Origin of the sequence: Brevundimonas balnearis (assembly GCF_042434805.1) — a bacterium.
Taxonomy (GTDB): domain Bacteria; phylum Pseudomonadota; class Alphaproteobacteria; order Caulobacterales; family Caulobacteraceae; genus Brevundimonas; species Brevundimonas balnearis.
The window spans coordinates 611,581-623,215 of sequence record NZ_JBHLSW010000003.1; the positions used below are offsets into that span (position 1 = coordinate 611,581).

The 11,635-nt window shown below is 70.3% G+C and carries 10 protein-coding genes; 6 read left to right on the forward strand and 4 right to left on the reverse strand.

All coding sequences use genetic code 11. The features are described from left to right. Nucleotides 1-31: 31 nt before the first annotated feature. Together ACFFGE_RS04225 and flgK are read right to left on the reverse strand one after the other, a co-directional pair. Nucleotides 32-952 carry a flagellin gene (locus tag ACFFGE_RS04225; protein ID WP_376834603.1) on the reverse strand — a complete coding sequence of 307 codons (921 nt, stop codon included), beginning with the start codon at nt 950-952 and terminating at the stop codon, nt 32-34. Further along, a complete protein-coding gene (gene flgK, locus ACFFGE_RS04230; RefSeq protein WP_376834605.1) occupies nt 952-3,066 on the reverse strand; it encodes a flagellar hook-associated protein FlgK in 2,115 nt (704 codons plus the stop codon). The genes ACFFGE_RS04225 and flgK overlap by 1 nt, the downstream gene beginning before the upstream one ends. A gap of 327 nt (nt 3,067-3,393) precedes the next feature. On the opposite strand from flgK, the gene ACFFGE_RS04235 reads away from it, so the two are divergent. The 6 genes from ACFFGE_RS04235 to tgt all read left to right on the forward strand — a co-directional run bounded on the left by ACFFGE_RS04235 (nt 3,394) and on the right by tgt (nt 9,717). Next, nucleotides 3,394-4,899: a flagellar hook-length control protein FliK gene (locus ACFFGE_RS04235; RefSeq protein ID WP_376834607.1), complete on the forward strand. Its 1,506-nt coding sequence runs from the start codon at nt 3,394-3,396 to the stop codon at nt 4,897-4,899. 3 nt (nt 4,900-4,902) lie between these two features. Then, a complete protein-coding gene (locus ACFFGE_RS04240; RefSeq protein ID WP_376834609.1) occupies nt 4,903-5,571 on the forward strand; it encodes a flagellar hook assembly protein FlgD in 669 nt (222 codons plus the stop codon). Between the two features lie 23 nt (nt 5,572-5,594). After that, nucleotides 5,595-7,004 carry a flagellar hook-basal body complex protein gene (locus ACFFGE_RS04245; protein WP_376834611.1) on the forward strand — a complete coding sequence of 470 codons (1,410 nt, stop codon included), beginning with the start codon at nt 5,595-5,597 and terminating at the stop codon, nt 7,002-7,004. Between the two features lie 173 nt (nt 7,005-7,177). Beyond that, nucleotides 7,178-7,462: a CtrA inhibitor SciP gene (gene sciP, locus ACFFGE_RS04250; RefSeq protein WP_376835211.1), complete on the forward strand. Its 285-nt coding sequence runs from the start codon at nt 7,178-7,180 to the stop codon at nt 7,460-7,462. A gap of 102 nt (nt 7,463-7,564) precedes the next feature. Further along, nucleotides 7,565-8,608, forward strand: a complete 1,044-nt coding sequence (queA, locus tag ACFFGE_RS04255) for a tRNA preQ1(34) S-adenosylmethionine ribosyltransferase-isomerase QueA (protein WP_376834613.1) — start codon at nt 7,565-7,567, stop codon at nt 8,606-8,608. Then, nucleotides 8,608-9,717 (forward strand): tRNA guanosine(34) transglycosylase Tgt, encoded by a 1,110-nt coding sequence (gene tgt / locus ACFFGE_RS04260; RefSeq protein WP_376834615.1) that lies wholly within the window; start codon nt 8,608-8,610, stop codon nt 9,715-9,717. The genes queA and tgt overlap by 1 nt, the downstream gene beginning before the upstream one ends. Here the strand turns inward: tgt and ACFFGE_RS04265 are convergent. Both ACFFGE_RS04265 and ACFFGE_RS04270 read right to left on the reverse strand, forming a co-directional pair. Continuing rightward, on the reverse strand, nt 9,714-10,280 hold the full coding sequence (locus ACFFGE_RS04265; RefSeq protein WP_376834617.1) for a hypothetical protein: 567 nt from the start codon (nt 10,278-10,280) through the stop codon (nt 9,714-9,716). The genes tgt and ACFFGE_RS04265 overlap by 4 nt on opposite strands. Nucleotides 10,281-10,350: 70 nt before the next feature. Then, a complete protein-coding gene (locus ACFFGE_RS04270) occupies nt 10,351-11,517 on the reverse strand; it encodes a DegT/DnrJ/EryC1/StrS family aminotransferase (RefSeq protein ID WP_376834619.1) in 1,167 nt (388 codons plus the stop codon). Between the last annotated feature and the right edge of the window lie 118 nt (nt 11,518-11,635).

An 11,635-nucleotide genomic window follows, 5' to 3' on the forward strand; every position in this document is an offset into this window, starting at 1 on the left:
GCGTCCAGCGGAGCCGTGGCGAGCGCGGCGATCAGCGCAGGAAGTTCAGCAGCGAAGTGTCGCGCAGTCCGGAGATCACCTGCGCCGAGGCCTGGATCGCGATCTGGGCCGCCTCGAGGTCGGTGATCGCCTTGGCCATGTCCGCATCGGTGCGCTTGCCCACCAGCTCGTTCAGGGCGTCGAGCTGATCCTGTTGTCCCTTCAGGATCTGGTCCACCCGGTTCTGGATGCCGCCGTTGCGCGCCGCGTGGTTGGTGAGGCCTTCATAGGCGGCGTCGAGGCGCGACATGACGTCCTTCAGGAAGGTCTCAACCGTGGCGTCGGTCTGACCCGTGAGGGGTGTCGCCTCGTGGTAGGCCTGGATGTCTCGGAAGATCTCGAAGCTCTCGAGCCCCAGTTCGTCCGCCAGGAAGTTGGTCTGGATGGCGGTGCCCTCGTCCAGGCGCGACTGGGTGCGCAGGGTGTCGTTGTCGAAGGCGTCGGCCGCCGCCGGCACGACCGTGAGGTCCGATAGCGTGGCGGTGTTCACGGGCGCGGTGTTCACCGATCCGCCCGAGAACAGATAGCGCCCCTGGTGCTTGGAGTTGAGACCGTCCTGGGTGATCTGGAAGTAGGTCTGCATCTCCTGCATCAGCCCCTCCAATCGGCCAGACGCCAGGGCGTTGGCGATCGCCTCGCGCGCGCCCAGAACGCCGTCGCCGATGCGCTCCATCGCCAGATCCTGCGCCGTCAGCCGGGCGGCGGTCGCCTCGGCGGTGTCGATGAAGCCCTGCACCCGCGCCTCCGCCGACTTCAGGGCGGTGAGGGTCTCCGCGCCGCGCCCGAACCCCTCCAGGTTCGTCGCCACCTTCTGGCTGGACACGCGCTGGTTGGCCTCGAGCTGGCGCTGCTGCGCCGCCATCAGGTCCAGCAGGGCCGACTGATAGTTGCCGTAGGTCGAAACGCGGCTCATCACACCATCCCCAGAAGCGTGTCGTACATCTCACGCGCGGCCTGGATCATCCGCGCTGAAGCGTTGAAGGCCTGTTGATAGGTCGTCAGCAGCACCAGCTCCTCGTCCAGGTTCACGCCCTCCTGGGCCACCTGACGGGACTTTGCCTCGTCGAAGACGGCGGCCGCCGCCTCGCTCTGCCGCTTCATCGAGGCGGCGCGACCGCCGATGTCCCCCGACAGCTCCGAGGCGTAGCGGGAGACCGACAGCACCCCGCCGACCGAGCCGCCCGCCGCATCGAAGCGGATGTTGTTCTGGCTGGCCTGGGACAGCCGCTGGGCCCCGCGTCCGTCCCCGGCGCTGACCGCGAGGGCGCCCACGCCCGCCGCCGGATCCATCTCCGCGAGCGCCAGCGAGGCGGGATTCCTCAGGATGTCGGCACGGACGGAAAAGCTGTCCGCGCGCGACGCCCGCGTCCCGCCGCCGATGCCGAAAAGGGCGGACAGCGAGACCCCCGACGGGACCTGTTCGGTCCGGTCCTGGGCGACCGAGAGCCGGTAACTCGCGCCGGGCTGCGGCGTGAAGCTGAGCGCGCCGTTGGCGTCAAGGCTGAAGCTGCCGAACCGCCCCACGCCGGTCACCGGGCTGTTCAGCTGGGCGAGCAGGCTGGCCATGTCGCCGCCGGCCGGGATCGACACCTCGACGTCCCTCAGCAGGGCGCCGTTCTCGGCGTTGAAGCGGAAGGTGATCGTCTCGCCCGCCGGGAAGCCGTGAGCCGAGGCCGACGTCAGGCCGGTGTCGTAGACCGAGGGCGCGGTCGTGCTGACCAGGTCGTTCAGGCCGAAGAAGTGCGAGAAGCCTCGCCCGACCTTGTTCGACGGCGTCGTGGCGTCATCGACCACCGCGACGCCGTTGGCGCCGGCGGCCTCGAGCGTCAGCGCGCCGTTGGTGAAGCTCGCCGTGGCGGCTCCGCCCAGCTGGGCGTTCAGCGTCGCCAGGAAGGTCGCGGGGGTCGCGGCGACGCCGTTGACCGTCATCGTGCCACCCGAGAAGACGATGTCCGCCCTCGCCTGGACGACCCCGGAGCCGTTGGTCACGACCACGCTCGAAGCGCCGGTGAAGCCCGCGATCGCGCTTTCGAAGGTCTGGCCGACGTTCTTGCCGGTGAGCGTCTTCGGCGGCGGCGCGGCGGTGTTGGCGTTGTGCGCCCGGTTCAGCTCGTCCGCCACCTTCGACATCAGTTCGGCGAGCCGCTCCGCCGCCGCCGGGGCGTCGGAGTCCCTGAGCTCGATCAGACCCTTCATCTCGCCCGAGTTCAGGTCGTCCATAAGGGTGCGTCGCACCCCACGCGGCTCAGTAATGTAGATGTCGCCGAAGGTCGTCTCCGGCTGGATGTCGCCGGAATAGCCGTACTCCAGCGTGGCGTAGCCCTGTCCCGCCAGCACCGTCCCCGCGCCCGTGCGGACCGTCACCCCGCCCAGGTCCCGCACCGAGATGCGGATGTCCATCAGCTCGCCCAGCTGGCCCAGCAGGGCGGCCTGGGCGCTCTCCGCGCCGGAGGCGTCGCCGCTGACCGCCTTGGACTTGGCGATCTCGTCGTTCAGCGCCTCGATCTGCTTCAGCAGGTCGTTGACCTCGTCCACCGCCCCGTGGAGCCGCTGGTCGGCGTCCGCGCGCGCGGCCTGGATCTGGGTCGAGATGCGCGAGGCCTCGTCGAACACAGCCTGGGCCTTGTACAGCGCGTCCTGCCGACGTGGCGTGGAGGTCGGCTCTTCCGCCAGGCTGGTGAAGGCGGCGAACACGTCGTCCACCTGGGCGAAGAAGCTCGACGTGCCGCCCGGGTCGCCGAACAGGGACTGGATACGGTCGTAGAGTTCGTAGCGCACGCCCTGCCGCGCCGCCTCAGAACTGGCGTTCAGAGACGCGGCCTGTAGGAACTTGTCGGTCGCCAGCCGGACGCGCGCGATGTCGGCGCCCGTGCCGATCCCCTGGGTCGTCACCGACACCTGGTCCGCGATCTTGCGGACGTAGCCGGGCGTGTTGACGTTGGCGACGTTGTCCGAAACCACCCGCAGCTGGGTCTGAGCGGCCATCATGCCGCTCGTCGAGGTGTTCATGATGAGGCTGAGCGACATCAGACAGCTCCGCCCGGCAGGCGTTGCGCGGCGCACGGCGGATCTTGCCGGGCTGCGGCCAGGCTGGACCGCGCCAACATCTTGAATTCATTACGCATGGGCCAGAAACCTCGCGAACCCTGAACGTCGAGAGGCAAGCGGCGGGCCACGGCCGCCGTGCCCGCCCCAGCGCGGCAAAAAAGACCAAGGCCCGGACCAACGCTGCCGGGCGAGCTGAAACGGCCTTCATGTTTTCAACGGGTTAGCCATGGCCCGCGCCTTGCGTGGAGGGCTCGAACATCGCGGCGCAGCAGGCGCCTTCCCCTTGCCTGACGGTTCAACCGCGTCATGTCCGACGTCGCCTTCGCCCTACAGACCCTGCTTCCCGGCGCCGGACCGCCCGGCGCGTGGGCGACGGCGTCTGCGGACGCCGAGGGCGCGGCCGGCGCCTTCGCCTCGGCGCTCGCGGCCCAGACCGGATCGCTGAACGTCGGCGCGCTGGTCGGGGGGACGGTCGGCGGGCCGACGCAGGTCGCGCCCGCGGCTCGCGCTTCCGCCGCGCCGTCGGCCCCTCCCGGAAAGCCGTCCGTCCCTGGGCGCGCCTCCCCCGCGGCCTTCGCGGAGGCGACGGCGCCGGCCGCTCCAGTCGCGCAGGCGACAGCGCCGATCGAGACCCCCGTCTCCGGCGGGGTGAAGTCGTCGATCGCGGACGCGGAAGAGACACCCGATCCCATCTCGACGTCCCTGGCCGACACCGTCGCGCTCGACCAGGCCGGCGACGGCGCTCTCGCCAGCCAGACGCAGGTGGGACCGCGGCCGGCGCCTGAGCCGCGTCCCGCCCCCGCCGCATCCGTCACGCCGGCTGGGACAGGCGCGCCCGGCCAGCCGGCTCCGGAAGCCCTGGCCCAGGCGCCCCGGACCCAGGCGCTCCCCACGGACGGGCCGGCCGAGGCGGCCGCCCTTCAGACGCTCGAGGAGACGCCCCGCCCCGCGACCCCGATCTCGCCTGGCGCCGGCTTGTCTTCGGTCGTGGCGTCGACGGCCCCGACGGGTCGTCGCTCCGCCGACGCGGCGTCGCTCGGCGCGCTTTCGACCAAGGGCGCGGATCGTGCGTCCGAAGCGCTGTCTGCAGACGACAAGCGACCGTCCGTGCGCCGGGCCGCGCAGGGTTCGTCATCCGCCGGTATGGGTGAGACGGCCTCGCTCGCGAACGCCGTCGCGGCGCCTTCCGCCGGTCCCGCCGGCCCGGCCGGATCCGCCCCCGGCGCGATCGACGGCCAGCGGGCCCAGGCCCCGGTCGAGGCCGCATCGCCGCTCGACCCGGCCGCGCTCGAGACATCAGCCGATGAGGCCGCCGCGAGCGGTTCGCTCGACGGCGAAAGCAGCGCTCCAGGCGACGTTCACGCGCCGGACGCCCGCGTGGCGGACCCCGGCCTGCACGGCCGCCTCAACGCCATCGCCCAGATCTCGGCGCAGATACTGCGCCGCATCGAGGGGAACGCGACCCGCTTCGAGGTCGCGCTGACGCCGGAGGATCTCGGACGCGTCGACGTCAGTCTTGAGATCGACGCCGAAGGCTCGCTGGTCGCCCGTCTGGCCTTCGACAATCCCGCCGCCGCCGCCGAGCTGCGCGGCCAGGCGGACCAGCTGCGGCGCGAACTGGAGTCCGCCGGACTTCAGCTGGCGCGCGACGCCCTGGAATTCACCGAGCGCCGTGACGGCGACGGCTCTCAGCGCTTCGACCGTCGCGGGTCCCGCGCCTTCGCGGGCGCCGTCGAACTGGCCGCCGAGATCGACGCGCCGCCCGCCTACCAATCATCCATGACGCCGCGCGGCGTCGATCTGAGGGTCTGATCAATGGTTGACGCCGTCACCACGAGCGACGCCGCCAGTCGGGTGTCTTCCGGCCGCACCAGCCTGGTCTCCAACTTCGAGACCTTCCTTCAGCTGCTGACCGCGCAGTTGAAGAACCAGGACCCCCTGTCGCCGCTCGACTCCAACGAGTTCACCGCCCAGCTGACCCAGATGGCCGGCGTGGAGCAGCAGTTGCTGACCAACGACCTGCTCACCAGCCTGCTCGACCAGAACCAGCAGGGCATAGGCGGAGCCGCCAACTATCTCGGACAGGACGTGACGGCGGCCTGGTCCGCCACCCGCCTAGAGGACGGCGCCGCCAACTGGAGCTACGAGCTCGCCGCCGACGCCTCGAACACCACGCTGGAGGTTCTGGACGGCTCCGGCCGCGTGGTCTGGTCCGGACCTGCGCCGGAGACCGAGAGCGGCCTGCACGGCTTCACCTGGGACGGCAGGACCACGGCGGGCGGCCAGGCGTCGGACGGCGGCGTCTACTCGCTGAGGGTCTCCGCCAAGACCGCCTCGGGCCAGACCGTCGACGCCCAGGTCCTGACCACCGGCCGCGTCAGCGGCGTCGAGATGTACGACGGCGAGCCCTACCTCGTCGTCGGCGCCTCCATCCTTCCCGTCAACACCGTGATCGCCCTGAGCGCGCCTCAGGACGACGCCTGATCTTCTCGTAAGGAGTCCATCGGATGAGCATCAACAGCGCCATGCTGGCGGGGGTTTCGGGCCTGACGGCCAACTCCTCCGCCCTCGCCGCGATCTCTCAGAACATCGCGAACGTGAACACCGTCGGCTACAAGCGCAGTGCGGCGGAGTTCCAGACGGTCGTCAACAGCCAGACCCGCGGCACCGGCTATTCCGCGGGCGGGGTGCTGGCGACGGCCCGGCACTACACCAGCCAGCTGGGCCAGCTGCAGCGCACCACGTCGGGTACGGACCTCGCGATCGACGGGCAGGGCTTCTTCGTCGTGACCGAGCGGCCCGAGGACATCGGCCGCACAGACAGTCGCCTGTTCACGCGGGCGGGCGCGTTCCAGATCGACAACCTCGGCTACCTCAAGAACTCGGCCGGCCTCTACCTCCAGGGCTGGCCGGTCGATGCCGACGGCAACGTCGATTACGACCCTTCCGACCTCTCGCGTCTGGGCTCGATCAACGTCGGCTCTGTCGGCGGCGCGGCGGAGCCGACGACCCGCGTGCAGTTGAACGCCAACCTGATGTCCAGCCAGGAGGCCAACCCCGCCAACCCGGCCATCGGGACCTATGTGGCCGGGGCCATGGCTGACGGGACCTTCATTCCCGACTTCGAGATCTCGGTGCCCGTCTCCGACTCCAAGGGCGGACAGCGCAACGTGATCATGTCCCTGCTGAAGAGCGACCAGCCGAACGAGTGGTACGTCGAAATCCGCTCGGCCGACCCCGCCGACATCGAGCCGGCGGCCGCCAACGGGCTGATCCAGTCCGGCGTGATCGCCTTCACGCCGAGCGGACGTCTGGACACCGACGGCATGGCGGCGGCCGCCACGTCCGCTTCGGGCCCCGGCTGGCTCTTCGACTACGCGGCGGGCGACACCACCATCTCGATCGGCGCCTCGACCGACACCACCGGCGTCCGCTGGGCCTCTGGACTCGGCATCGCCGCCCAGGACATCTCGTTCGACCTCGCCGCCGCGGCGGGCGGCCTGACCCAGTACGACAGCGCCTCGATCGTCCAGGCCACGCTGACCAACGGCACCGCCTTCGGCAACCTCAGCGAGATCGAGATCGACAACCAGGGCTTCGTCACGGCCATCTTCGACAACGGCGTGACCCGCCGCATCGCCCAGGTCGCCATCGCCACCTTCCCCAGCCCGGACAACCTGATCCAGCAGGGCGGCAACGCCTACCAGGTCAGCCAGAGCTCCGGCACCTTCAATCTGAAGACCCCGGGCGCGGGCGGAGCCGGGGCCATCGCCGCCTCTCAACTGGAGGCCTCGACCGTCGACCTGTCGTCCGAGTTCACCGGCCTGATCACGACCCAGCGCGCCTATTCGGCGTCGTCCAAAATCATCACGACGGCGGACGAGATGCTTGAAGAACTCATCCGCATCAAACGCTGATCGGTGAGTAACTCCGACTTCATCTCCATGAATCGTCGCGCAACCAGAATGAAGCTTTCGCTTCGCCCGAGGCGTCGGCTTAGGCGTTCCTTCACCACGACGCTTAAACGGCCCTTAGGCGGACACCGCTACGTTCACGATCCATACGGTGGTGGTGAATGAGGCAAAAGCCCATGCTGCAAGAGCGACGCCTGAACAGCAAAGGCGAACAGTACGTGGTCGGACCGACGGGCACGCCTCTGACGATGGCGGACCTCCCGCCGCCGAACACCGACCGCTGGGTCATCCGCCGCAAGGCCGAGGTGGTGGCCGCCGTGCGCGGCGGGCTGCTGTCGCTGGAGGACGCGCTGGCCCGCTATCGGCTGACGGCCGAGGAGTTCCTCGCCTGGCAGAAGGCCATCGACAAATGGGGCATGCAGGGTCTGCGCACGACCCGCATCCAGCACTATCGATCCTGACCCCTCCCGACGGATCGACTGATGCGGCCGCGTTTCCTCGAGGGACGCGGCCGTTGTCATTGTCTTGACCCCCGGCCGGCGCCGTGCCCTTAGCGCGGCCCGATGAAGACCGCCGACTTCGATTTCGACCTGCCGGAGGACCGGATCGCGCTGCGCCCGGCCGAGCCCCGCGACAGCGCCCGCCTGCTGGTGGTGCGCGACGGGTGCCTGTCGGACCGGGTCGTGCGCGACCTTCCGGACCTGCTCCAGCCCGGCGACGCCCTGGTGTTCAATGACACGCGGGTGATCCCCGCCCGCATGGACGGGGTGCGCGAGCGCGACGGCCTGACCGTGGAGGTCGAGGCGACGCTGCACCAGCGGCGCGGGCCAAGCGGCTGGTCGGCGTTCATGAAGCCCGGCAAGCGGCTGAAGGTCGGCGACACGGTGCGCTTCGAGACCCTGACGGCGACCGTCGCGGCCAAGGGCGAGGACGGCCTGGTCGACCTGGACTTCGACCTTCAGGGACCCGCGCTGGACGACGCGATCCGCGCCGTCGGTCACATGCCGCTGCCGCCCTACATCGCCGCGCGCCGACCGGAAGACGCGCGGGACGATGAGGACTATCAGACCGTCTTCGCCACCCACGACGGCTCCGTCGCCGCTCCCACGGCGGGCCTGCACTTCACGCCCGGGCTGTTGGAGGCGCTGAAGGCGCGGGGCGTCTCGACCCATGCCGTGACGCTGCACGTGGGCGCGGGCACCTTCCTGCCGGTCAAGGCCGATGACGTCGCCGACCACCGCATGCACAGCGAATGGGGTGAGGTCTCGCCCGAGACCGCGGACGCCCTGAACGCGGCGCGCGCCGCCGGAGGCCGCATCGTCTGCGTCGGCACCACCTCGCTGCGCCTGCTGGAAAGCGCGACCGGCGCGGACGGCGTGATCCGCCCCTTCCACGGAGACACGGCGATCTTCATCACGCCCGGCTATCGTTTCCGGGCCGCCGACGTGCTGATGACCAACTTCCACCTGCCGAGGTCGACGCTGTTCATGCTGGTCAGCGCCTTCTGCGGGCTGGAGACGATGAAGGCCGCCTACGCCCACGCGGTGGGACGCGGCTATCGCTTCTATTCCTACGGCGACGGCTCCCTGCTGTTCAGGAGCGCCTAATGGGTCTCGAATTCACGCTTCACGCCACCGACGGCCGCGCCCGCACCGGCGTGATCTCCACGCCGCGCGGCGAGATCCGCACCCCCGCCTTCATGCCCGTGGGCACCGCCGCCACGGTCAAGGCGCTGACGGTAGATCAGGTGGCCCAGACCGGCGCCGACATCATCCTGGGGAACACCTACCACCTCATGCTCCGCCCGGGGCCGGAGCGGATACAGCGGCTGGGCGGGCTGCATCGCTTCATGCGCTGGGACAGGCCGATCCTGACGGACTCCGGCGGGTTCCAGGTGATGAGCCTGTCGGGCATCTCCAGGGTGACCGAGGAGGCCGTGACCTTCTCCAGCCACATCGACGGCTCCAAGCACGTGCTGACGCCGGAGCGCTCGATCGAGATCCAGGCCGATCGGCTGGGCTCGGATATCGTCATGCAGCTGGACGAATGCGTGTCCTGGCCCGCCGAGCGCGACCGGGCGGACGCGGCCATGAAGCTGTCGGCCCGCTGGGGCGCCCGGTCCAAGGCGGCGTTCGGCGCCCGGGAGGCTCAGGCGCTATTCGGCATCCAGCAGGGTTCGACCTTCGAGGACCTGCGTCGCGAGTCCGCCGAGCGGCTGATCGAGATCGGCTTCGACGGCTACGCCATCGGCGGGCTGGCGGTCGGCGAGGGGCACCAGGCGATGTGCGAGGTGCTGGACTACGCCCCCGCCATGCTGCCGCAGGACCGGCCGCGCTATCTGATGGGCGTCGGCAAGCCGATCGATCTGGTAGAGGCGGTCTGGCGCGGGCTGGACATGTTCGACTGCGTGCTGCCGACCCGCGCGGGGCGTCACGGCCAGGCCTGGACCTGGTCCGGGCCGATCAATCTGAAGAACGCCCGCTTCGCCGAGGATGACGCGCCGCTGGACGAGGCCGTCCCGTGCCCCGCCAGCCGCGACTATTCGCGGGCCTATCTGCACCACCTGATCCGGGCCGACGAGATCCTGGGGAAGACGCTGCTGACGTGGCACAACATCGCCTTCTATCAGGCGCTGACGGGCGCCATGCGCACAGCGATCGCCCAAGGCCGCTTCGACGCCTTTCGCGCCGATTTCCACGCCCGCCAGGGCGCCTAGCCCCGCCGCCGGCGCTCCGGCTGGAACCAGCTGGGCGCCGCCGGCGGCGCGCAGTTCCGCTGCATGCCGACGCCCTTCAGATACGCCCGGCGCAGGCGACCGGCCTGGATCGCCGCCTGAACCTCGCGGCTGTGCGCCTCGGCGCCGCTGAGACGCCGCACCCAGCTGCGCAGCGGGATGAAGTCCGTGGCGGTGTCGCGAATGGCCTCGAGCGTCGCGTCGGCGGCGGCGTCCGAGGCCCGCTCGCTCATCAATCGGCCGTCCGGCGCCGGCTGTTCGTCCGCGTCCGGGCCCAGCGCGTCGTCCAGCCGCCGGACCTCCGCCGCGATGCTGGCGCAGCGGGTCAGGTTGCGGGTGTCATAAGGCGCGGCCTCGGCCTGGAGCAGGACGGTCGGGATCTCGTCGCGACGCAGGTTCAGGTCTTCGAGCGGCGCCGCGGCGGCGTCCACGAAACCCTCCCGCACCGTGCTGGCCCCCTCGCCGGCGGAGCGCATGGCGGCGCAGCCGCCGAGCGCGAGGGGCGCGGCCAGGCAGATCGACAGGATGAAAGCGGTTCGGATCATGCGCCGCAAACGGCCAAGCCTCGGTTCGGGTTCATTTCGGCCAGGGATCATCCACGTTCCCCGACCGCGTTCAACGGGTCCCAGCGTTCGTCGCGGCTCCGGCCGCCTCGACCACGGCCGCGCATACCCGATCCATGTCGTCGTCCGTGATGGTCGGATGGGTCAGGAACGCCAGCGACGTCTCCCCCAGCGCGCGCGCCGTCGGCAGGCGCCCCGCGGGCCGCGCGCCCTCGAACGCGCCCTCCAGATAGATTTCCGGCGCCGAACCATGGACGCAGAAGCCGCCCCTGGCGTTGATCTCCTCGATGAGGCGATCGCGGGTCCAGCCCTCGGCCAACCGCTCCGGTCGCACGAAGGCGTAGAACCGGTACCAGGCATGGGTCACGCCCTCGCTCACCGGGGGAACCCGAAACAGCGACAGAGGCTCGACGGCCGCGCGCAGCCGCTCCGCCAGCGCGGCGCGGCGCGCCGTCCACGCCGGCATGCGGTCCAGCTGGATCAGCCCGATCGCCGCCTGCATCTCGATCATGCGGCCGTTGCCGCCGACATGGTCGTGGACCAGCCGAGGGCCGGGCGGGTGGGGGCGCTCGTACATAGCCTCCCAGCTCTTGCCGTGATCCTTCAGCGACCAGACGCGAGCCCACAGCGCCGCGTCGTCGGTCGTGATCATGCCGCCCTCGCCGCCGGTGGTCATGATCTTGTCCTGGCAGAACGACCACGCGCCCACATGCCCGATGGAGCCGACCGATCGACCGCGATAGCGCGCCCCATGGGCTTGGGCGCAGTCCTCGATCACCTTCAGCCCGCGCTCGGCCGCCAGGGCCAGGATCGGGTCCATATCGCACGGCATCCCGCCCAGATGGACGCAGATGACGGCCCGGGTTCGCTCCGTCAGCACGGCTCGGATCGTGTCGGCGGTGATGTTCTGGCTGTCCGCATCCACGTCGGCGAAGACCGGCCTCGCCCCAGTCATGAGGATCGAGGACGCCGAGGCGACGAAGGTGCGCGGCGTCGTCACCACCTCGTGGCCCGGTCCGATGCCAAGGCCCTTCAGCGCCAGATCCAGGGCGATCGTTCCGTTGGCCAGCGCCACGGCGTGGCGGACGCCGACCCAGTCGGCGAAGGCGTGCTCGAACCTCCGGCACAGTTCACCGGTCCAGTAGTTCACCCGGTTGGACCGCAGCACGTCGGCCACGGCCTCGACCTCTTCCGGCGTGTAGCTCGGCCAGGGCGGCAAGGGCGCGTTCAACATCGACCTGAGGCTCCGCGTCGCGGCCGTGCTGCGCCCCGACTCACGGCCTGACGCTAGAGCCTGATCGGCTTGAGTGGAATCGCCTGGCGATTCCGATTGAGTC